Genomic DNA, 23,332 nt, shown 5'->3' on the forward strand with positions numbered 1-23,332 from the left:
TCATATGGAATAAATCTTTGATTTGCTAATTCTCTATATATTCAATAAAAAAGCCACTCGAGTAGAGTGGCTCTTTTGATTTGATAAGTTAGACTTACCAGCTTAACGCACCACCAGTTTGGTAGTCAGTTACGCGAGTTTCGAAGAAGTTCTTTTCTTTACGTAAGTCCATCATCTCAGACATCCACGCAAATGGATTCGTTACACCAGCAAATTGCTCTGGTAAACCTAACTGAGATAAACGACGGTTACAGATGAATTTCAAATATTCTTCCATCATGCTTGCGTTCATACCCAATACACCGCGTGGCATTGTGTCACGTGCATATTCGATTTCAAGCATCGTACCTTCAACAATCATTTGAACCACTTCTTGTTGGAACTCAGCAGTCCAAAGGTGAGGGTTCTCAATCTTGATTTGGTTAATCATGTCGATACCAAAGTTCAAGTGCATAGATTCATCACGCAAGATGTATTGGAACTGCTCAGCAACACCGTTCATCTTGTTACGACGACCCATACTCAAAATTTGAGTAAAGCCACAGTAGAAGAAGATCCCTTCAAGTACACAGTAGAATGCGATCAAGTTACGAAGTAAACGCTGGTCGTTTTCAGGTGTGCCTGTGTGGAAATTAGGATCAGTTAAAGATTGAGTATATTTCAAGCCCCAAGCTGCTTTACGTGCAACAGATGGAACTTCACGGTACATGTTGAAGACTTCGCCTTCGTCCATACCTAAAGATTCGATACAGTATTGGTAAGCGTGAGTGTGAATTGCTTCTTCAAACGCTTGGCGCAAGATGTACTGACGGCATTCAGGATTAGTAATGTGACGATAAATCGCCAATACCAAGTTATTTGCAACCAAAGAGTCCGCAGTCGAGAAGAAACCTAAAGAACGCATAACAATAGTACGCTCATCTTCGGTCAAGCCATTTTCAGACTTCCAAAGTGCGATGTCATGGTTCATGTTAACTTCTTGAGGCATCCAGTGGTTTGCACACCCGTCAAGATATTTCTGCCAGGCCCATTCATATTTAAATGGAACAAGTTGGTTCAAGTCCGCACGACAGTTAATCATTGCTTTGTCGTCAACTTGAACACGTTGAGCACCCATTTCTAGCTCTTCAAGGCCAGGGGCAACGTCTAAATGTTCTAAGGCTTGAGCGGCTCTAGCCACTGTATCGGAGGCAACTGTTGGTCGCACGGAATGGGTTCCAGCGGATTGTGGAGCTGCCACGCTCGGCGATGATGGCTGCGCAGTAGATACATTCTGCGAATCTGACGCTTTTTCCGATTGGACGGGCGCAGACTTGTGTTCAGGTGTAGTCGGTTTTTGCGAATCATCTTCAAAATCGTCCCAACTAAGGATAGACATTTTTGTTCTCTCTTCGTTGTATATATCTATATTTGACATCTCTTAAACGAAGATGTCCCTACTATACGCTTTTAATGTGTAAACAAAATTAAGTTTTATTGATGCATGGCCAAATTTTGGGCCTTTGGTCTCTACTCACTACAACTTATTTTGTTTACGCTGCTGCTTACGTATTGTGATAAATGCGTAAACCATCGGCATATAAAAGAAAATAAAGGCAAAGATTAAAACTCCAACACCAAGCATATAGTTATGGCTGAGATGAGAAAGCATAATCTTTACCTCTTTTAAGATTGCTCTTTAGTGAAAAAGAGCAACCTTATTGAATGTTATTGGCAAGCTTCACAATCAGGGTTGTCGATTGAACAAGCCATTGGTACAGGAGCTGCTTGAGTGAAGCCTTCTTCTTCAACCGCTGCTTCTGGTTTCTTCGCTTCTACAACAGGGGCAGCAACTGCCGCTGCTTCAACAGTCGCAGGTTTAACTGCGTTTAAAGCACCTGTGTTGATTGTAGATTTTTCAGCAGAAGTTGCACCTAAAGCTCGGAGGTAATAAGTCGTCTTAAGACCACGTAACCATGCCATCTTGTAAGTGATGTCAAGTTTCTTACCATTTGCACCAGAGATGTAAAGGTTAAGCGACTGAGCTTGATCAATCCATTTTTGACGGCGTGATGCAGCATCAACGATCCAACGTGTATCTACTTCAAACGCAGTAGCAAAGATTGCTTTTAATTCTTCAGGAATACGAGCGATTTTTTGTACTGAACCTTCAAAGTGTTTAAGGTCGTTAACCATTACTGTGTCCCAAAGACCGCGTTCTTTTAATGCACGAACAAGGTATGGGTTAATAACAGTGAACTCACCAGACAAGTTAGATTTCACATATAAGTTTTGGAATGTTGGCTCAATAGACTGAGAAACACCACAAATATTAGAGATGGTTGCAGTTGGAGCAATCGCCATCACGTTTGAGTTACGCATACCGTCTTTTTGAACTTTGGCACGTAAAGTGTCCCAGTCTAAACGTTGAGTACGGTCAACTTCGAACATGCGCTCTGGACGAGATTTCGCAACAATTTCTAAAGAGTCGATTGGAAGGATGCCTTGATCCCACAATGAACCTTTGAATGTTGAGTAAGCACCACGTTCAACAGCCAAGTTGCTTGAAGTTTCAATCGCGTAGTAGCTAATTACTTCCATTGATTCATCAGCAAAATCAACAGCAGCATCTGAACCGTAAGCAATACCCATTTCATATAGAGCATCTTGGAAGCCCATGATACCCATACCCACAGGGCGGTGTTTCAAGTTTGAGTTTTTCGCTTGTGGTACAGCGTAGTAGTTAATGTCGATCACGTTATCGAGCATACGTACTGCTGTTTTAATTGTACGAGCTAACTTTTCACGGTCTAACACACCACCTTGAACGTGTTGTACAAGGTTGATCGAACCCAAGTTACATACTGCAATTTCGTCTTGATTTGTGTTCAAGGTAATTTCAGTACATAGGTTAGATGAGTGAACTACACCAACGTGTTGTTGTGGTGAACGTAAGTTACATACATCTTTGAATGTGATCCATGGGTGACCAGTTTCAAACAACATAGAAAGCATTTTGCGCCATAAGTCTTTAGCACGTACTTTCTTGTGTAGCATGTTGGTTTCTTTCGCTACAGACTCATAGTAAGCATAACGCTCAGCAAATTCAGCACCAGTTAAGTCGTGCAAGTCTGGAGTTTCAGAAGGGGTAAATAATGTCCATTCACCATCTTCAAATACACGTTGCATAAACAAATCTGGAACCCAGTTCGCAGTGTTCATGTCGTGTGTACGGCGACGGTCATCACCTGTGTTTTTACGAAGCTCTAAGAACTCTTCGATGTCTAAGTGCCAAGTTTCTAGGTATGCACACACAGCACCTTTACGCTTACCACCTTGGTTTACCGCAACAGCTGTATCGTTCGCAACTTTCAAGAATGGAACAACACCCTGAGATTTACCGTTAGTACCTTTAATATAAGAGTTCAAGGCACGAACAGGTGTCCAGTCATTACCTAAACCGCCAGCCCATTTAGAAAGCATCGCGTTGTCACGCATTGCGCCATAAATGTCATAAAGGTCATCGCCAATTGTTGTTAAGTAACAACTTGAAAGCTGTGGACGTAATGTACCTGAGTTAAACAGGGTAGGCGTAGAAGCCATGTAGTCGAAGCTAGATAATAAGTTATAGAACTCAATTGCACGCTCTTCTTTATCTTGCTCATTAAGTGCAAGACCCATCGACACACGCATGAAGAATAATTGTGGTAATTCGAAGCGAACGCCGTTTGAGTGAATGAAGTAACGGTCAAATAAAGTCTGTAAACCTAAATAGGTAAACTGATTAGAACGCTCTGGCTGAATTGCTGCTGATAATTTTTCTAAGTCGAAGTCAAGCAAGTCAGGTGAAAGCAAATCAAGCTCAACACCTTTTTTCAAGAATGCTTCAAGTGCATTGTTTTCAGGTGTGTCTGTTGATAAGCCTAGGAACGTTAAACCTGTGCTCACTAATTCGTTACAAAGCAAACGTGCAGTCACGTAAGTGTAGTTTGGTTCTTGCTCAATACGGGTACGTGTTGCCATCATCATTGTAGTGGCAATATCACTTTCTTTTACGCCGTTATATAAGTTTTTAACGGTTTCATCGACAATGGCTTGAACGTCAATACCTTCCAAACCTTCAGCTGCCTTAGAAACAGTTGCTTGCAATGCACTTAAATCAAGTGGCTGAAGCTGACCATTTGTGTCGGTAACTTGTAAAGTAGGGTGGTGGTTTGAGTTCGTTTGCTGACGAGCGCTAGCACGTTGTTCACGGTAAATCACATAAGCGCGGGCAACTTTTTGTTCCCCAGTACGCATTAAAGCAAGTTCTACTTGATCTTGAATTTCTTCAATATGGATCGTACCGCCCGATGGTAAACGGCGAGTAAAAGTATTTAAGACCATTTCCGTCAACTGGGTAATACGGTCGTGAATACGGCTAGAATCCGAACTCTGTTGACCTTCCACAGCAAGAAAAGCTTTACCAATCGCAACTGAAATTTTCTCTGCATCAAATGCAGCAACATCTCCAGTGCGCTTAATCACCTGAATTTGACCGGGAGTCGAAGTAATTACGCTCATGCCAGCATAGCTCCATTGTCACTTTTGTTATGTTCATAGACCGTTTGAACCGAGCAAAAAACATGCCACGATATTTGAGGGATAAACACAAGACTTAGTAGTTAAAGTTTATTTTCAACACAAGATACGGGATTTTTCATAGCAGATCAATCTTGACTTTTTAGTAATTTTTTATCTGTATGATTTGATGGGAGATAGCATAGCAAAGCTGTTAAAAAACACTTATAGATAACTTTGTGGATAACTCAAAAAACAAACACTTAAATAAATTTAAACTAAACAGAGAAATAATTTGTTTAATATTCATACATTGGAAATATGAATAGAATATGAAATTTAATAACAATAAATAAATCTTAAAAACATGTGAAAATTCAAAGGTTAATAAAATGCAACAAAATACGATGGTCATGTATCAGTTTGGTGAACGCCTACTTGTTTACAATGTAAACGTGTGTATATTGCAAATGATAAACGAATGTATCTGCAAGATTTTTAAGATGCATGAAACGAGATTTATAGGGGCAATGATATGAGCCAAGAAGAAAAGTTACCAAAGATTCTGATCGTTGAAGATGACGAGCGCTTAGCGCGATTAACTCAAGAATATTTAATTCGCAATGGCTTGGAAGTTGGTGTAGAAACTGATGGTAACCGTGCAATTCGTCGTATTATTAGTGAACAACCAGATCTAGTGGTCTTGGATGTCATGTTGCCGGGTGCCGATGGCTTAACAGTTTGCCGTGAAGTTCGTCCACATTACCATCAACCGATTTTGATGTTGACTGCACGTACAGAAGACATGGACCAGGTGCTTGGTTTGGAAATGGGCGCAGATGACTATGTTGCTAAACCAGTTCAACCACGTGTTCTTTTAGCGCGTATCCGTGCACTATTACGTCGCACAGATAAAACTGTAGAAGATGAAGTTGCTCAACGTATCGAGTTCGATGACCTTGTAATTGATAATGGCGGTCGTTCTGTCACGCTAAATGGTGAACTTGTTGACTTCACTAGCGCAGAATATGACCTATTATGGTTGCTTGCATCAAATGCTGGTCGTATCTTATCGCGTGAAGATATCTTCGAACGTTTACGTGGTATCGAATACGATGGTCAGGATCGTTCAATCGACGTCCGTATTTCACGTATTCGTCCAAAAATTGGTGATGATCCTGAAAATCCAAAGCGTATTAAAACAGTACGTAGTAAAGGTTACTTGTTTGTTAAAGAAACCAACGGGTTATAAGGTCTGAATAAACTTCCTATAAGGTTGGTCGAGTGTTTAAACACAGTATATTCCTGCGAATATATGCGGGACTGGTAATTCTTGTTGTTCTGGTTGCTGTCTTTGGTTATTTGCTTGTACAAATTATCAATTATCAACGGGCACAAGAATATCGAGAATCTTTAACCGATGGTATTTCTTATGTCATTAGTGAGGGAGTCGCTCGACAGCCTGGGAAGCAACAGAAAATAGACTGGGTTTCAGATGCGTCAGATTTATTGGAACTTCCAATTTACTATACTGATGCAAGCAAGGTTGAGTTATCTCGTACTGAGAAAAAACGAATCGAAGCTCAAAAATCTGTTGTGCGTTACGATGCCAGTAATAGTATTGCGTATATCATTATTGGCTTACGTGATGATCCTCAGCACTTTTTATCTATAAAAGTCGACAAAATTACTGAGCGCCAAATGAAGGCTCTCCCTATTTTTGTACTGGATTATTTAATGTTTTATCCGGGGCAAGAACAAGAATATCTTGCCAAGATTCAAAAACATTTCTCTTACCCAATTAATATCTACAATATTCAAGATATTAATCTGGACTCCGAACAAATTGGTCGTTTACGCCAAGACCAAAGCGTCATGTTGTACAAAGACAGTGCGACAGTACGCGGAACAACTATTTCAATCGTCTCTCCAATTCCGAATCAGCCTACACGGGTTCTCGTGCTTGGACCAGTTCCGATGTTTAACTGGATGCCTTTGCAGCTTTCAGCAGGGATTACTTTATTTAGCTTATTTTTGCTGAGTCTAGGCGTCTATGGGTTGATCTTGCCGCTAGAGCGTAAAATTCGCCAAGTACGTTATGCATTAAACCGCATGAAGTCTGGTGATTTGTCATTGCGTGTTCCTATTGAAGGAAGTGACGAAATGGCAAACTTGGCATCAAGTTATAACAACATGTCTGATCATATTCAGCGCTTAATCGAGGCTCAGCGTGAGTTAATGAGAGCCGTATCTCATGAGCTTAGAACGCCTGTTGCCCGTATTCGTTTTGGTACAGAAATGTTGGCGGAAGAAGATGACTACAATCATCGTATGCATCAGGTCGATATGATTGATAAAGATATTGAAGCACTCAATACCTTAATTGATGAAATCATGACTTATGCAAAACTAGAGCAGGGTACGCCTTCACTAGATTTTGATGAAATTACTTTATTTGATGTGTTAGATCAGGTTGCGGTCGAAACCGAAGCCTTAAAAACGCAAAAAGAAATTGAACTTGTTGCTCCTCCACTTTATGTAAAAGTAGATGCTGAGCGCCGTTACTTACATCGTGTTGTTCAAAACTTGGTGGGTAATGCGGTTCGTTATTGCGATAATAAAGTTCGGATTACCGGTGGTATCCACAGCGATGGCATGGCCTTTGTTTGTGTTGAAGATGATGGCGCAGGTATTCCTGAACAAGACCGTAAAAGAGTATTTGAAGCTTTTGCCCGTCTAGACGATAGCCGTACGCGTGCGTCGGGCGGTTATGGTTTAGGATTGTCTATCGTAAGCCGTATTGCCTATTGGTTTGGCGGTGAAATTAAAGTGGATGAAAGCCCAGCCTTGGGTGGAGCCCGTTTTATCATGACATGGCCAGCAAAACGCTTTAAACAGCCTCCTTTAAAAGCCAATAAAAAAGCACCTTCATAAGGTGCTTTTTTATTGATCTATTTATAGTTGAGTTGCATCTGGTTCCAAAATAGGTTTTCCGCTTCTTAAGCTGGTTAACGCATCGGAATTAAAATCAATCAGTAACGAATTATTTTTTGCATCAATCTGGTATTTTTGAATAAGAGGTTGATCTCCGTTAAGCGTTTCTATTTTATATTCATCTGCAATATGCAAAATACCTTCTAGGTTTGTTGTCGTTGACGCAAAATCCTGTCTAAATATTTCATAGACATCCCTCAAGTCAAAAATTGCATTGTTGGCATCTGGATGTTTGTGAATATAGCTTTCTATATGTCGCACCAGTAATTGTGCAAACAAGTAGTAGTTTGGTTTATGCGTATATTCTAGAGTCATGCATTTTTCTCCTTATTATCTGTTATTAGCATACATGGCAAAACACAGGTTATTGTATAAAATTCATTACACTAGATAATGAAGTGAAAATATTATAAAGAGATAAACACTCGATTACGTCCTTGGCGTTTTGCTTGATATAAAGCGTCATCTGCTTCTTTAAATAAACTTTCAATCGCTCGATGGGATGATGGTGAATATAAGCTTATCCCAATACTCACCTGTATAAAAATTGGTAATTTCCCATAAATATAAATCGGTTGCTGACTAATTTTAATTCGAATTTGTTCAGCCAGTTCAAATGCACTTTCCTTGGTAGTATCTGCAATAAAAATGGCAAACTCTTCACCTCCAAAGCGACCTAATAAATCATGAGGATGTAAAATATTTTGAATCGTGGTGACACAAGTTTGTAGCGCCCGATCACCGATTTGATGACCGTAGTTGTCGTTAACTTGCTTAAAGTGGTCGACATCAAGCATGAAAAAAGCTGAGGTCTTATTTTCTTTTTGTACTTTTTCTTGAAGTAATCTGACCGACTGTAAAAACTGGCGTCGAGTCAGACTTGAGGTTAGTTCATCATGTGCAATGGCATGTTGAAGCTTTTGAATTAACTCTGAATGCAAAACACTAATACTAGAAACCGTAAGTGGGGCAATCGTCATCATAATTAACCCAATTCGGATTGAGATCGTATTGCTGAAATATTCGTTTGGATAGAGCAAAAGGTAATGTCCAGAGACATGATAAATAATATAAGCACTGGTAAAGCTAGTAATGAGTGCAACAACAATAGGCTTGTAGCGAATAGCACACCAGATCAGTGCAGCAATCGGGTAGAGCAGCGAACCCGGGCCAGAGTCATAATAGCTAGCAGCAATCGAAATAAGCACAGCGCCAAAAGGTAAAAGGTCGGTTGGTTTTAGGCCACGATTTCTTGAAAAGTAATGCTTAACCTGACTATATTGAGGAATGTTCAATATGATAGGTAAAAGAAGCAAGGCATTTTGCAGTTCTGAAGTGAACCAGTATCCAAACTCATCCAACAAGCCACCAATCATAAATTTGGTATTAAACATAGGCACGAAAGTTGCTGCAAACAATGCACCTACTACGCTACCTATTCCGCACAATCCAAATAAAAAAAGGTAGGAATAACCGCGATAGGCCGCCTTAATATGTTGATTAAAAAACATATAGAGCGCAAACGTAGTAACAACATAAAGAAAGTTTGATGTTGTTAAAACAAGTGTGAGAGCAAATGGAGTGCCCTGAAATAAGTCAGCAATCACATATCCTATATAGGCACCTAAAAATGTGCTTGGTCGGCGTGTGATTGGGAAACGAATAAGCAACCCGAGCAAAACCGAATTGGCAGGCCAAAAGAATGCAAGAAAACTTAAAGGGCGAGATGCGATGCCAATGAAACAACATGTCGCAATAATGAAGCTAAATAGGAGAAAAAATTTTAAAAAGGAGAGAAATGAAAATTCACGAAGTGAGTATGGCATCAGCTGCCCTTAATGATAAATACTCTTATCCAAGAGTAATAAAATATTATGCATGATTAAACATTCATCATAATTCAGAGGAGAAGCTGAATACAATAAAAAACAAACTAATATTATAAAAAAGTAAGTTATAAAAAGTTAATAAGCGCTTCAACTGTGTAAATATTCTAAAATTAAAAAATGAAAAAAATCATCATAAATAAAGAAACAATTAAATAAACCGATTATGTGCGGTGAAACCCCCCTTACAACACATAGATGAATAGTTTTGTCTAGAAAATCATCCGAAAGACTAAGACGCTTCAACTAGCATGGGAAATTAGAAATCAGGTACAATTGGCGGGATTAATTTTGTGTTTGGTGTATTTGAAGGCCAATACATACATTCTTTGTTAAATAATAGGCCTGCCAGGAGTTATCCCCGCATGAGTGCCATTACTCCATACGACTGGGCGATTATCGCCTTCGTGATCGGCGTTACATTTCTTTGCGTCTTTATGCTCACAGTTCCCTTACTCCTCGGGGGAAAATCGTGGGGACGTGCTAAGCAAGAGCAGTTTGAATCAGGTGTCGTGAGTGCTGGTGGCGCTCGCATTCGCCTGTCTGCAAAGTTCTATTTAGTTGCAATTTTCTTTGTTGTCTTCGACTTAGAGGCGCTTTACCTCTATGCATGGTCTACTTCTGTGCGTGAAGTTGGGTGGTTGGGATATACCACTGTAGTGATCTTTGTCGTTGATTTATTGATTGCGCTTGTTTATGCCTTCTCTGTAGGTGCTTTAAGTTGGTCACCAGCAGATCGCCGTAAATCAGCAGGTGAGGCGGTTAAAATCGGTTCACCAACAATGAACATTGCTGAAATTACACGCTTTAATTCTATTGAAGAGCTCGTAACTGACCCTACAGGCCAGATCCCAGCTCAATCATCAGGTCGTGTTAAGTCAAAAACTACACCTGCATTGTCATCTGAAAAGGAGTAAGTCGGGATGAAATATACTCTGACCCGCGCGAATCCGGATGCTGATCAATACCCATTGCAAGAACGTCAAATTGTGACGGATCCGCTTGAAGAGGAAGTGAATAAAAACGTATTCATGACTCGTTTAGAGGATGTCTTGCATACAGCAGTAAACTGGGGACGTAAAAACTCTTTGTGGCCATTTAACTTTGGTACCTCATGTTGTTACGTCGAATATGCAACGACCTTAACAGGTGTGCATGACTTGTCACGTTTCGGTGCAGAGGTTATCCGTGCTTCACCTCGTCAGGCTGACTTGATGATTGTTGCAGGTACCTGTTTCGTAAAAATGGCACCAGTTATTCAGCGTCTGTATGAACAGATGTTAGAGCCTAAATGGGTTATTTCGATGGGTGCTTGTGCAAACTCTGGAGGTATGTACGACATCTATTCAGTAGTACAAGGTGTAGACAAAATTATTCCTGTTGACGTGTACGTCCCAGGTTGTCCGCCTCGTCCTGAAGCATTAATTCAAGCTTTAATGCTTTTACAAGACCAGATTCAATTAGAGCGACGCCCGCTTTCTGCCGTGATCGGTGATGATCTTCAGCCAGTATATAAGCCAAAGATGATGCCAGAACGTGACCGTAAGAATGCAGAGCGTATTGCCGTTAAAAACTTACGCTCTATGGATGAGATTAAATAATTTTTTGACGGTGTTTTGACATATCTAACTGATATGTTCATCGAGAAAATTGACAGAATTTGTATTAAATAGGAAGCCAAGCCAATGGCTGAAACTGACATTGCTATGCCAGAGTCAACAGCAGTTGATTCACGCCCAGCATTTGCAATCGTAGAAGAGCTCAAAACCAAATTTGGTGAGAACTTTTACGTGCAGGCGACTTTTGAAGAGTTTCCAACAGTCTGGGTCGAGCGCGCACGCGTGCAAGAAGTCCTTATGTTCCTGCGTAAAGTGGAACGTCCGTATGTAATGCTGTTTGACTTATCTGCGATGGATGAGCGTTTACGTGTTCATCGTGATGGTTTACCAGCATCTGACTTCACTGTGTTCTATCATTTATTATCGCTTGAGCGTAATAGTGACATTCGTATCAAGGTTGCCTTGAACGAAAATGATCTAAACATTCCGACAGCGACAAATATCTGGCCAAATGCCAACTGGTATGAACGTGAAGCTTACGATATGTTCGGTATCAATTTCGAAGGGCATCCAATGCTCCGTCGTATTTTGTTGCCAACCTATTGGGAAGGTCATCCGCTTCGTAAAGAATATTCAGCACGTGCGACAGAATATACGCCGTACATGCAAGACAAAGCGAAACAAGACTTTGAACAAGAGCACTTACGTTTTGTACCTGAAGACTGGGGTCTTAAGCGTGGTAACGCTGATGAAGACTTCATGTTTTTGAACTTGGGTCCTAACCATCCATCTGCACATGGTGCGTTCCGTGTTGTATTGCAGTTAGATGGTGAAGAAGTGAAGGACTGTGTACCTGATATCGGTTATCACCACCGTGGTGTGGAAAAGATGGCTGAACGTCAAACATGGCATTCTTTCATTCCTTATACTGACCGTGTTGACTACTTAGGTGGTTGTGCTCAAAACATGCCGTATGTGATGGCTGTCGAGCAAATGGCAGGTATTAAAGTTCCTGAACGTGCGCAAGTGATTCGTGTCATGTTGAACGAATTGTTCCGTATCAATAACCACTTATTATTCTGTGGTACGGCAATTCAGGATGCCGGTGGTATGACACCAGTATTCTATATGTTCGCAGACCGTCAAAAAGTTTACGACATTGTTGAAGCAATCACGGGTTACCGTATGCATCCGGCATGGTTCCGTATTGGCGGTACAGCACACGATCTTCCAAACAACTGGCAAAAGCTTGTTAAAGAATTGCTAGAGTGGATGCCTAAACGCTTAAACGAATACTACACAGCTGCATTAAAAAACTCTGTGTTTATTGGTCGTACGCGTAATGTTGCACAATACGATGCCAAATCTGCACTCGCATGGGGTGTAACTGGTACTGGTTTACGTGCAACAGGTATCGATTTTGACGTTCGTAAATATCGTCCATACAGTGGCTATGAAAACTTCGATTTTGATGTGCCAGTTGAGTATGAAGGCGATGCATACGCACGTGTGCTTGTTCACTTCCGTGAAATTACCGAGTCGCTAAAAATTATTCAACAGTGCTTGGATAACATGCCTTCTGGTCCATACAAAGCGGATCATCCATTGGCTGTTCCACCACCGAAAGATAAGACATTACAAGATATTGAAACCTTGATTACGCACTTCTTGAGCGTTTCATGGGGTCCTGTCATGCCAGCGGGCGAGTCATCATTTATGACTGAAGTGGTTAAAGGTGCAAGTACTTATTACTTGACTTCAGATAAAGCGACGATGAGTTATCGTACTCGTATTCGTACACCGACGTTTACTCACTTACAGCAAATGCCTTCAGTGATTAACGGAAGTTTAGTATCTGACTTAATCATTTATCTGGCGACCATTGACGTGGTTATGGCTGACGTGGATCGCTAAGAGGTAACACATAATGATGATTTTGACTGATAAAAAACCACGTGTGAATGTCGAAGGGATTTTGACTGCGGAAGAAATTCACGAAATCGAACATCACATTGGTCACTATCCATACCCTCGTGCAGCCTCTTTGGATGCATTGAAGTGTGTACAGCGCCGTAATGGTTGGGTAGATGACGCTCAAATGAATGCCATCGCACAGTTGTTGTCGATGAGTGTTGCTGATTTGGAAGGCGTTGCAACATTTTACAACCGTATCTATCGCCATCCGGTAGGTCGTCACGTAATTTTACTTTGCGACTCAATTGCTTGCTTCTTAATGGGTGCAGAAACTCTTGCTGAAGCATTCCAGCGTGAATTAGGAATTCAGTATGGTCAAACGACACCAGATGGTCGTTTTACATTGCTTCCAATTTGCTGCCTAGGCAACTGCGACAAAGGCCCAACTTTAATGATTGATGAAGATACTCACGGTTTAGTAGAAGTGACATCAATTAAACAGTTATTGGAGAAGTATGTATGAATACTGAACCAAAACCAATTTATGGCGACGGTAATCCGGAAACTCATCCGCTCACTTGGCGTTTAAGCAAACAAGAAGCGGTACGTAGTGCTGATGATTACGAAGCTCTTGAAGGCTATGCTGGCTTTAAAAAAGCTTTAGGCATGAAACCTGCTGAAGTGTTAGACGTCATTAAAGCTGCAACTGTAAAAGGTCGTGGTGGTGCGGGTTTCCCAGCGGGTATTAAATGGTCATTGATGGCACCAAATGATGGTGGTCCACGTTACTTGATCTGTAATGCCGACGAAATGGAACCGGGTACCTTTAAAGACCGTTTGTTGATGGAAAAACTTCCACATCAATTGATCGAAGGGATGTTAATTGCGGGTTATACCTTAGAAGCAACTCAAGGTTATATCTTTATCCGCGGTGAGTACATCGAGGCTGCTCAATATCTAAATGAAGCGTTAGAACAGATTCGTGCTAAAGGTTATTTAGGCGAAAACATCTTAGGTTCTGGCTGGAATTTTGATCTGCATGTACATACGGGTGCAGGGCGTTATATCTGTGGTGAAGAAACTGCATTGATTAACTCGCTTGAAGGCCGTCGTGCTAACCCACGTACTAAGCCACCGTTCCCGCAAGTTGCAGGAGCATGGGGCCGTCCGACGATTGTGAACAACGTTGAAACTTATAACAACTTGCCAGCAATCATGCTTCGTGGACCAGAGTGGTATATCGGTTTATCAGCGGGTAAATCAAAAGATCCAGGCACTAAAATTTATGGTGCATCGGGTAAAGTTAAATTCCCGGGTCTTTGGGAATTGCCATTTGGTACAACTGCGCGTGAAGTGATTGAAGATCATGCAGGTGGTATGCGTGAGGGCTTAAAGCTCAAAGCATGGTTGCCAGGTGGTGCTTCAACTGACTTTTTACCAGCAGATACCATTGATTTACCAATGGATGCAGACACGATTATGAAAGCAGGTTCTCGTTTGGGAACATGTTTGTTAATGGTGGTAGATGAAACCCAATGTATGGTATCGCTCACTCGTAACTTAGAAGAGTTCTTTGCGCGTGAATCATGTGGTTTCTGTACACCATGTCGTGATGGTTTGCCATGGGCTGTTAAAGCGCTTAAAGCACTTGAAGCAGGCGAAGGTAAGAAAGAAGATATCGACCATTTACAAGAACTAACTCGTAAATTATGGATTGGTAAAACTTTCTGTGCCCACGCACCAGGTGCGATGGAGCCGCTTATGGGCGCACTCAAACATTTCCGTGGTGAGTTTGAAGCGAAAGTGACGAATCGTCCTGTCGTGCAAACCAGCAACGTAGAACAAGCTTAAGGAATTCGACTATGGCTACAATTCATGTCGATGGAAAATCGTATGAAGTCAACGGCTCGGAAAACTTGCTACAAGCATGTTTGAGTCTGGGCATCGACATCCCATATTTTTGTTGGCATCCATCCTTAGGTTCGGTTGGTTCTTGCCGTCAATGTGCTGTTACGCAATATGCGAATCCAGAAGATACGCGTGGTCGTTTAGTCATGTCTTGCATGACACCAGCATCTGACAATACCTATATCTCAATTGAAGACAAAGAAGCAACGGATTTCCGTGCATCTATTGTTGAATTTTTGATGACGAATCACCCACACGACTGTCCAGTTTGTGAAGAGGGCGGTCACTGTCATTTACAAGATATGACTGTAATGACAGGTCATGACCGTCGTCGCTATCGTTTTACAAAACGTACGCATTACAACCAAGAACTCGGCTCATTCATTGCGCATGAAATGAACCGCTGTATTGCTTGTTACCGTTGTGTTCGTTACTACAAAGACTATGCGGGCGGTACAGACTTTGGCGTATATGCCAATGCATCTCGTGTTTACTTTGGTCGTCCGGAATCAGGTACTTTAGAGTCTGAATTCTCTGGAAACTTGACTGAAGTATGTCCAACAGGTGTATTTACTGATAAAACTCATTCAGAGCGTTATAACCGTAAGTGGGACATGCAGTATGCACCAAGCGTGTGTCAAGGCTGTTCTTCTGGTTGTAACATTTCTCCGGGTGAACGTTATGGTGAAATCCGTCGTGTAGAAAACCGTTTTAATGGTTCGGTTAACCAATACTTCCTTTGTGACAAAGGTCGTTTTGGCACAGGTTATGTAAACCGTGCAGACCGTCCACGTCAGCCTCAGTTCCGTAATGGTGAAACTGTTGCAACTGTTTCTGTCGACCAAGCTCTAGATCAAGCGATTGCTAAGCTTCAAGGCAAAAAAGTTTTGGGTATTGGTTCTCCTCGCGCAAGCTTGGAATCGAACTATGCATTACGTGAGCTTGTAGGTCAGGTAAATTATTCAACTGGTATTGCACAAAAAGAGCAAAAGCTTGTTGAACTTGCTGCATCTATCATGCAAACCGAGGGTATTTACAACCCGAATATGCGTGAAATTGAAAGCTATGATGCTGTTCTGATCTTAGGTGAAGACCTAACTCAAACTGCACCTCGTATGGCATTGTCTGTTCGCCAAGCTGCGAAAAACAAAGCGCGTGAAATGGCTGCAAAAACACGTACACCAGATTGGTTAGCTGAGCCTGTACAACGTATTGGCCAAGAAGCAAAATCTCCGGTTTACATTTTAGCTGCAACTCAAACTCGTCTTGCTGACGTTGCAACTGGTGAAGTGGTTGCTTCTCCAAATGACATCGCACGTTTAGGCTTTGCAGTTGCTGCGGCAGTGAATGGTGAGGTTGTAAGTGGTTTAGATGAAGATGCAAAAGCATTTGCTCAAACCATTGCCGACACTCTAAAAGCAGCAAACAAACCATTAATTATTGCGGGTACAAGCTTGCAAGATGCTTCTATTATGGAAGCTGCAGCACAGTTGACTCAGAACCTAGGTTCTAAAGCTGGTTTAAGTCTTGTAGTTCCTGAAGTGAACTCTATGGGCTTGGTATTGTTTGGTGGTTTAAGCCTTGAACAAGCATTTGCTCAAGACTACGACACACTTGTTATTGTTGAAAATGACTTGTTCCGTCGCTTACCAGCTGCACAAGTACAAGCTGCATTAGATAAAGCTGAAACAGTAATCGTGCTTGATCACAGTGAAACTGAAACTGTGAAACAGGCTGATATCGTTCTTTCAGCAGCAAGCTTTGCAGAGGGTGATGGTACTGTTGTAAGCCAAGAAGGTCGTGCACAGCGTTTCTATCAAGTTTACGATCCAAGCTATTACAAACCTGAATATGCAATTAAAGAATCATGGCGCTGGTTACATGCCATTGAAACTGGCATTAAAGGTAAGGCTGTAGATTGGACATTGCTTGACGATGTAATTGAAAGCATCGTGAAAAATGTACCAGTACTCGAAGCTATCCAAGATGTAGCACCAGATGCGGGTTACCGTGTACATGGCTTGAAAATCGCGCGTGAACCACGTCGTTATTCAGGTCGTACAGCAATGCGTGCGCCGTTATCGGTTCATGAGCCTAAACAGCCTACCGATCCAGATTCAGCATTAACATTCTCAATGGAAGGTTATGTTGGTCCGCAAAAAGCATCATCATTAGTACCATTTGCATGGGCTCCAGGTTGGAACTCTCCACAATCTTGGAATAAATACCAAGATGAAGTCGGTGGCCACTTAAAAGGTGGTGATTCAGGTGTTCGTTTATTCGATCGGTTGGCAAAACGTCCTGCACGTAGCTATGTTGCTCCAGTGCCGGTTGTTGCAAACCCTGAAAGTTTCCGCTTAGTACCAATGCATCATATTTTTGGTTCTGGTGAATTCACGATTAAAACACCTGCAATGGAAACTCGTATTCCTGAAGCTGTGTTTGCAGTGGGCGAACAAGATGCAACTCGTTTGAACCTTCAAGAAGGTCAACGCATTACAGTAAAAGCAGGCGAAACGACTGTAAGCTTGCCTGTACAAGTAATTGAATATTTACCTACAGGTTATATTGGTTACCCAGTTGGTTTAGCACCAATGGTGTCACTAGCTGAGCCTGTTTCAGTGGCTTTAGGAGTGTAATTCATGAATCAAGAAATTATACGTCAAACGCCACTTTGGGCTGAGAACTGGCCAATTGCTTACGCTGTCGTTCAAGCAGTTGTGATTTTGCTTGTTGTGGTTTTAGTTGCTGCGTTGATGTCTTTTATTGAGCGTCGTTTACTTGCTTGGTGGCAAGACCGCTATGGTCCAAACCGTGTTGGTCCTGGTGGTATGTTCCAGATCGTTGCCGACATGCTCAAGATCATGTTCAAAGAAGACTGGACACCAAAATTTGCTGACAAACTTACATTCCGTTTAGCACCAGCTGTTGCAATGGCAACAGCGGTTCTTTCATTCATGGTAATCCCAGTGAGTCCTTCACTGGGTGTTGCTGACATGAGTATCGGCTTGTTGTTCTTCATGGCAATGGCTGGTATTGCAGTCTATGCAGTATTGTTTGGTGGCTGGGCTTCAAATAACAAATATTCATTGCTTGGTGGTTTACGTTCAGCTGCTCAAACTATTTCTTATGAAGTGTTCTTGGGTATTTCATTGATGGGTGTGGTTGCAATTGCAGGCTCATTTAACCTTCGTGAAATTGTTGAAGCACAACGTGATGTTTGGTTTGTCATTCCGCAATTCTTAGGTTTCTTGATTTTCGTAGTTGCTGGTGTTGCGGTAACTCACCGTCATCCATTTGACCAACCAGAAGCAGAACAAGAATTGGCAGAAGGTTACCATGTTGAATATGGCGGTATGAAATGGGGTATGTTCTTCGTTGCTGAATATGTCAACGTAGTACTGATCTCTGCATTGATCGTGACTTTATTCTTTGGTGGCTGGTTAACGCCATTCAATTTAGAAATTCCATTTGTTCCACCAGTATTCTGGTTTGTGATTAAAACAGCATTCTTTGTAATGATGTTTGTATTGGCACGTGGTTCTTTAATGCGTCCGCGTTATGACCAAGTCATGAACTTTGGTTGGAAAATTTGTTTGCCATTGGCGTTGGTCAACTTGTTAGTGACTGGTGCTGTGATTCTGATGAATCAGGCCTAGGACAGCAGGGAGTACAAAATGTATAAATTTCTAGCTGGATTCGGATCAATTGTACGTACGTTACTCATGGTGTTTAGCCATGCAACGCGTAAACGTGACACGATTTTATATCCAGAAGTTCCGGCTGAACAGATTGTGCCGCCACGCTTTCGTGGTCGTATCGTATTAACGCGTGACCCTGATGGGGAAGAGCGTTGCGTAGCATGTAACCTATGTGCGGTTGCATGTCCGGTTGGCTGTATCTCACTACAAAAAGCAGAAACAGAAGATGGTCGTTGGTACCCGGAGTTTTTCCGTATCAACTTCTCACGTTGTATTTTCTGCGGTATGTGTGAAGAAGCTTGTCCAACAACTGCGATTCAGCTCACACCAGACTTCGAGTTAGGCGAATATGTACGTCAAGACCTTGTTTATGAGAAAGAAAACTTACTCATTTCAGGTCCAGGCAAATACCCAGACTACAACTTCTACCGTGTAACGGGTATGGCAATTAACGGTAAAGAGAAAGGTCAAGCACAAAAAGAAAGTGCACCAATCGATGTACGGAGTCTATTACCATGATGTGGCCGTTTTATTTGATGGCACTCGTGGCCATCGTTTCTACGGTTCGTGTAGTGACTAACACGAACCCTGTACACGCTCTACTTAGTCTAATTGTTTCATTGCTTGCTGTTGCTGGTATTTTCATGATCGTGGGGGCGCCTTTTGCAGGTGCTCTTGAAATCATTGTTTATGCCGGAGCAATTATGGTTCTGTTTGTCTTCGTAGTGATGATGCTTAACTTAGGTCAACACACCGTTGAACAAGAACGTAAATGGCTTTCTTCAGATGCTTGGGCATATCCAGCACTCATGAGTTTCTTGCTCGGCTTGCTTTTAGTTTGGATGCTTGGTGGTGAATACACCACTATTTCAGCACCGCTTGGGGCACAAGTGATTGGACCAAAAGTAGTTGGTCAAGCACTCTTTACTCACTATTTATTATTGGTTGAAGTTGCCGCGATGTTATTGCTAGCAGCCCTTGTTGCAGCATATCACTTAGGTAAACGTGAACCAGGTGCAGAAGAGGAAAAAGAATAATGGGCCAGATTCCTTTAGAACATGGTTTGATTGTTGCAACCATCCTTTTTGCACTCGGTTTTTACGGTGTAATGGTGCGACGCAACCTATTATTTATGTTAATGAGCCTTGAAATCATGATGAATGCTGCAGCATTGGCATTTGTTCTTGCGGGTAGCGTATGGGCACAACCAGATGGGCAAGTGATGTTCATCTTGATTTTGACCCTTGCAGCAGCAGAGGCATGTATCGGTCTTGCGATTGTCCTTCAGTTCTATCATCGCTTCCATCATTTGGATGTAGATGCTGCTAGTGAGATGCGCGGATGAGTTATTTATATCTAACAGTATTATTTCCGCTAATCGGTTTTATTTTATTGGCGGCAGGACGAGACAAACTCTCTGAAAATGTTGCAGCAGTTATTGGCGTAGGTTCTGTAGGTTTATCTGCATTATTTGCACTCATTGCTGGAATGGCATTTACCACGAGTGGTCAGCAAGTTTTTGTTCAAAACTTGTGGACATGGTTCAATGTTGGCGGTTTTGCGCCGGGCATTAGCTTACATTTAGATGGCTTATCTTTACTCATGATGGGCATGATCACGGGTGTTGGTTTCTTAATCCACATCTTTGCATCATGGTACATGCGTGGTGAAGAGGGCTATGCGCGTTTCTTCTCTTATTTCAACCTGTTTGTTGCAAGCATGCTTGTGCTTGTATTGGGTGACAACTTGGCGTTGTTATTCTTGGGTTGGGAAGGCGTAGGTCTTTGCTCTTACTTGCTAATCGGTTTCTATTATGCAAACCCTGCAAATGGTTGGGCTGCGATCAAAGCGTTTACAGTGACCCGCGTTGGTGACGTATTCTTGCTTATTGCTTTATTCTTGCTTTACCAACAATTTGGTACGCTGAATACTCAGTACATCGTTGAACACGCAGCAGAAGTAATGACGAAGAGTTCGTCACTTACAATCTGGACTGCATTAATGTTGTTCTTGGGTGCTGCTGGTAAGTCTGCTCAAATTCCATTGCAAACATGGTTGGCAGATGCAATGGCAGGTCCAACACCTGTTTCTGCATTAATCCACGCTGCAACAATGGTAACGGCTGGTGTGTACTTATGCTGCCGTCTATTCAGCGTATTTGAACTTGCTCCTGAAGTGATGCAATTCATTTCAGTAACTGGCGCGGTAACTTTGTTAGTTGCAGGTTTTGCTGCACTCGTTCAAACAGACATCAAACGTATCTTGGCTTACTCAACAATGAGTCAGCTTGGCTATATGTTTATGGCTGTAGGTGCGGAAGCTTATCAAGCTGGCTTGTTCCACATGTTGGCTCACGCATTCTTTAAGGCATTATTATTCTTGTCTTCTGGTGCGGTGATTCTGGCTTATCACCACGAGCAAAACATTTTCAAAATGGGTGGTTTGTTCAAACGTAACAAATTCCTGTTTGCTTGTTTCGCGATTGGTGGCGGTGCATTAGCAGCTATTCCATTCTTGACTATTGGCTTCTTCTCTAAAGATGCGATTCTTGGTGAAGTTTGGGTACAAGGTCAATCAGTTGCTTTATATCACACCTTATATTGGGTGGGTGTAGCAGGTGCATTCCTGACTTCAATCTATACATTCCGTTTAATCTGGGTTGTATTCTTTGGTCAAGAAAACACGCCTTACCATGAGATTAAAGGTGCAACTTACTGGGCTCCATTGGGTATTTTAGCTGTATTGTCTACTTTTGTTGGTGCGGTATTAAAAGCACCGGTAGCAGGTATTCTGAATACTGCAAAAATCCCTGAATTCCATGTCGCTGAACAATTTGTAGAAGGCATGCATGGGGCAGAGCACTTAGCAGTAGGTATTGCACTAGTTGGTCTAGTTGTTGGTATAGCATTATTTACATTTGCTTATGGTGCAGTGAAATCATTCGCTCAAACAAGTTTGGGTTCAGGTTTGGCACATATTTGCCGTACCGCTTTTGGTTTTGATGCATTGTATGACATCGTTTTTGTTAAACCTTATTTATTCTTCGCCAAAATCTTTGGCCGTGATCCGATTGACGGTTTGTGGTTAGTTCTTCCTGCACTCGTGAAAGGCGGAAATAGTTTTACAAGCTCACGTCAAACAGGTTCATTGCGTGAATACGCATCAAGCATGTCACTCGGTGTAGTGGTGTTATTGATGATCTTGATCGTTATTCAGGTAGTGGGGAAATAAAATGGAAAACAATTTAATTTTACCCGCGCTGATCCTTGTTCCGTTCATTGCCGGTTTTATTTGTTGGTTAGTCGATAAGCTCGACAAAACTTTGCCACGCTGGATTGCCTTAATTGGTATGCTCATTACTTTGGGCTTAGGTCTTGCGCTTTGGCAAAGTGGAACTTATAGCTACGAGTTGGGTTCTAAAATCCCAACTTGGTCTGCTGAGTTCTATTTACCGTGGATTCAATCACTCGGTATTGGCATTCACTTAGCTGTGGATGGCTTATCTTTACTCATGGTGTTATTAACAGCGTTACTTGGTGTACTTGCTGTTGGTTGTTCATGGGGTGAGATTCAAAAGAACGTTGGTTTCTTCCACTTGAACCTATTATGGAGTTTAGGTGGCGTTATCGGTGTATTCTTAGCGATTGACTTGTTCTTGTTCTTCTTCTTCTGGGAGATGATGCTTGTACCAATCTACTTCTTGATTGCGTTATGGGGTCATAAAGGCTCAAACGGTCGTTCACGTGTTTACGCTGCTACTAAGTTCTTCCTTTACACGCAGATTGCCGGTCTAGTGATGCTAATCGGTATCCTAGGTCTTGTAGTTTATGGCTACATGATGACCGGAATGATCGGTTTTGATTACAACTATTTATTAGCTGTAGCTAACCACTTACCTGCAGGCTTAGCGTACGGTTTCATGATCTGTTTCTTCATCGGTTTTGCGGTGAAGTTACCAGTATTCCCATTACACGGTTGGTTGCCAGATGCGCATGCTCAAGCTCCTACAGCAGGTTCTGTAGACTTAGCAGGTATCTTGATTAAAACAGCTGCGTATGGCTTGCTTCGTTTTGTTATTCCATTCTTCCCGACAGCTTCTGCACAGTTTGCAGACATTGCGATTATTTTCGGTTTGATTGGTATTTTCTACGGCGCATGGTGTGCTTACCAGCAAACTGACATGAAACGTTTACTTGCGTATACGTCGATTTCACACATGGGCTTTATCTTACTTGCAATCTATGCAGGTAATATTTTGACCTTCCAAGGTCTAATGATCATGATGTTGGCACATGGTTTGTCATCAGCTGCATTGTTCATTATGTCTGGTCAAATCTACGAACGTTTACATACACGTGATTTACGTTTAATGGGTGGTCTTCGTGGCCAGCTTCAGTACTTGCCATTTTTCTTGATGTTCTTCGTTGCTGCTCTTGTAGGTGTACCAGGTTTAGGTAACTTTATTGGTGAATTCCTGATTTTGATGGGTTCATTTAATAAATATCCTGTCTTTACGATTCTTGCTTCTATCAGCCTTGTATTTGCAGGTTTATATGGCTTGATCTTGATTCACCGTGCTTTATTTGGTGAACCAAATCCTGAACAAAAGCAACATTACACTAGTCCATTGAAAGACTTATCTGCTCGTGAAGTTGGTATTTTGATGATTTGTGCGATTGGTCTCGTTTGGCTTGGTATCTACCCACAAACATTCTTGGATGTATCTCATTCAAGCATGCAGTGGTTGGTCAATAGTTATGTGCCAGTACAAGAAGTCGTTGAAACTGTTCAGCAAACAGCTACTCAACTTGACCATGTGGAGATCCAATAA

General features: G+C 41.8%; 20 protein-coding genes. 15 read left to right on the forward strand and 5 right to left on the reverse strand.

The genetic code is table 11. From position 1 onward, the window contains the following. Nucleotides 1-94 precede the first annotated feature (94 nt). The 3 genes from B806_RS0101245 to B806_RS0101255 form a co-directional block, all read right to left on the reverse strand. Complete coding sequence (locus B806_RS0101245; protein ID WP_005803276.1) at nucleotides 95-1,378, reverse strand: ribonucleotide-diphosphate reductase subunit beta; 1,284 nt, start codon at nucleotides 1,376-1,378, stop codon at nucleotides 95-97. 138 nt (nucleotides 1,379-1,516) lie between these two features. Next, nucleotides 1,517-1,651: a hypothetical protein gene (locus tag B806_RS0101250; protein WP_002120013.1), complete on the reverse strand. Its 135-nt coding sequence runs from the start codon at nucleotides 1,649-1,651 to the stop codon at nucleotides 1,517-1,519. A 56-nt stretch (nucleotides 1,652-1,707) separates the two neighbouring features. Then, nucleotides 1,708-4,542 (reverse strand): ribonucleoside-diphosphate reductase subunit alpha, encoded by a 2,835-nt coding sequence (locus B806_RS0101255; RefSeq protein WP_005071099.1) that lies wholly within the window; start codon nucleotides 4,540-4,542, stop codon nucleotides 1,708-1,710. 353 nt (nucleotides 4,543-4,895) lie between these two features. On the opposite strand from B806_RS0101255, the gene B806_RS19985 reads away from it, so the two are divergent. From B806_RS19985 to bfmS, 3 genes are read left to right on the forward strand one after another with little or no spacing between them, the layout of a single operon-like run. Then, nucleotides 4,896-5,078: a hypothetical protein gene (locus B806_RS19985; RefSeq protein WP_031944589.1), complete on the forward strand. Its 183-nt coding sequence runs from the start codon at nucleotides 4,896-4,898 to the stop codon at nucleotides 5,076-5,078. Further along, entirely contained in the window at nucleotides 5,075-5,791 is a 717-nt protein-coding gene (gene bfmR / locus B806_RS0101265) for a response regulator transcription factor BfmR (RefSeq protein WP_000076440.1), read from the forward strand. Before B806_RS19985 ends, bfmR begins: the two co-directional genes overlap by 4 nt. A gap of 32 nt (nucleotides 5,792-5,823) precedes the next feature. Further along, on the forward strand, nucleotides 5,824-7,473 hold the full coding sequence (gene bfmS, locus B806_RS0101270; RefSeq protein WP_017386599.1) for a sensor histidine kinase BfmS: 1,650 nt from the start codon (nucleotides 5,824-5,826) through the stop codon (nucleotides 7,471-7,473). Nucleotides 7,474-7,494: 21 nt separating this feature from the next. On the opposite strand, the gene B806_RS0101275 is transcribed toward bfmS, so the two are convergent. Continuing rightward, complete coding sequence (locus B806_RS0101275; protein WP_002120022.1) at nucleotides 7,495-7,848, reverse strand: hypothetical protein; 354 nt, start codon at nucleotides 7,846-7,848, stop codon at nucleotides 7,495-7,497. Nucleotides 7,849-7,940: 92 nt separating this feature from the next. Further along, the gene (locus B806_RS0101280; RefSeq protein ID WP_017386601.1) at nucleotides 7,941-9,359 is read right to left on the reverse strand and encodes a sensor domain-containing diguanylate cyclase; all 1,419 of its coding nucleotides are present in this window, start codon (nucleotides 9,357-9,359) and stop codon (nucleotides 7,941-7,943) included. A gap of 425 nt (nucleotides 9,360-9,784) precedes the next feature. Here B806_RS0101280 and ndhC point away from each other — a divergent pair, with 425 nt between their 5' ends. From ndhC to nuoM, 12 genes are all read left to right on the forward strand, one after another. After that, on the forward strand, nucleotides 9,785-10,336 hold the full coding sequence (ndhC, locus tag B806_RS0101285) for an NADH-quinone oxidoreductase subunit A (protein WP_002120061.1): 552 nt from the start codon (nucleotides 9,785-9,787) through the stop codon (nucleotides 10,334-10,336). Nucleotides 10,337-10,342: 6 nt separating this feature from the next. Beyond that, nucleotides 10,343-11,020: an NADH-quinone oxidoreductase subunit B gene (locus B806_RS0101290; protein ID WP_002120034.1), complete on the forward strand. Its 678-nt coding sequence runs from the start codon at nucleotides 10,343-10,345 to the stop codon at nucleotides 11,018-11,020. 84 nt (nucleotides 11,021-11,104) lie between these two features. Next, entirely contained in the window at nucleotides 11,105-12,892 is a 1,788-nt protein-coding gene (nuoC, locus tag B806_RS0101295) for an NADH-quinone oxidoreductase subunit C/D (protein ID WP_002120052.1), read from the forward strand. 13 nt (nucleotides 12,893-12,905) lie between these two features. Continuing rightward, a complete protein-coding gene (nuoE, locus tag B806_RS0101300) occupies nucleotides 12,906-13,415 on the forward strand; it encodes an NADH-quinone oxidoreductase subunit NuoE (protein WP_002120040.1) in 510 nt (169 codons plus the stop codon). Beyond that, nucleotides 13,412-14,743, forward strand: coding sequence for an NADH-quinone oxidoreductase subunit NuoF (nuoF, locus tag B806_RS0101305; protein ID WP_002120030.1), 1,332 nt, complete (start codon nucleotides 13,412-13,414; stop codon nucleotides 14,741-14,743). The genes nuoE and nuoF overlap by 4 nt, the downstream gene beginning before the upstream one ends. A gap of 11 nt (nucleotides 14,744-14,754) precedes the next feature. After that, on the forward strand, nucleotides 14,755-17,439 hold the full coding sequence (nuoG, locus tag B806_RS0101310) for an NADH-quinone oxidoreductase subunit NuoG (RefSeq protein ID WP_017386602.1): 2,685 nt from the start codon (nucleotides 14,755-14,757) through the stop codon (nucleotides 17,437-17,439). A gap of 3 nt (nucleotides 17,440-17,442) precedes the next feature. Further along, on the forward strand, nucleotides 17,443-18,459 hold the full coding sequence (nuoH, locus tag B806_RS0101315) for an NADH-quinone oxidoreductase subunit NuoH (RefSeq protein WP_002120063.1): 1,017 nt from the start codon (nucleotides 17,443-17,445) through the stop codon (nucleotides 18,457-18,459). 18 nt (nucleotides 18,460-18,477) lie between these two features. Beyond that, nucleotides 18,478-19,020: an NADH-quinone oxidoreductase subunit NuoI gene (gene nuoI, locus B806_RS0101320; RefSeq protein ID WP_002120012.1), complete on the forward strand. Its 543-nt coding sequence runs from the start codon at nucleotides 18,478-18,480 to the stop codon at nucleotides 19,018-19,020. After that, on the forward strand, nucleotides 19,020-19,538 hold the full coding sequence (nuoJ, locus tag B806_RS0101325) for an NADH-quinone oxidoreductase subunit J (RefSeq protein WP_014205902.1): 519 nt from the start codon (nucleotides 19,020-19,022) through the stop codon (nucleotides 19,536-19,538). The genes nuoI and nuoJ overlap by 1 nt, the downstream gene beginning before the upstream one ends. After that, on the forward strand, nucleotides 19,538-19,846 hold the full coding sequence (gene nuoK, locus B806_RS0101330; protein ID WP_000529822.1) for an NADH-quinone oxidoreductase subunit NuoK: 309 nt from the start codon (nucleotides 19,538-19,540) through the stop codon (nucleotides 19,844-19,846). Before nuoJ ends, nuoK begins: the two co-directional genes overlap by 1 nt. Then, complete coding sequence (gene nuoL / locus B806_RS0101335) at nucleotides 19,843-21,732, forward strand: NADH-quinone oxidoreductase subunit L (protein WP_002120008.1); 1,890 nt, start codon at nucleotides 19,843-19,845, stop codon at nucleotides 21,730-21,732. The genes nuoK and nuoL overlap by 4 nt, the downstream gene beginning before the upstream one ends. 1 nt (nucleotide 21,733) lies before the next feature. Next, nucleotides 21,734-23,332, forward strand: coding sequence for an NADH-quinone oxidoreductase subunit M (gene nuoM, locus B806_RS0101340; protein ID WP_002120006.1), 1,599 nt, complete (start codon nucleotides 21,734-21,736; stop codon nucleotides 23,330-23,332).

The organism is Acinetobacter sp. TG2027 (assembly GCF_000302435.1).
GTDB lineage: Bacteria > Pseudomonadota > Gammaproteobacteria > Pseudomonadales > Moraxellaceae > Acinetobacter > Acinetobacter pittii.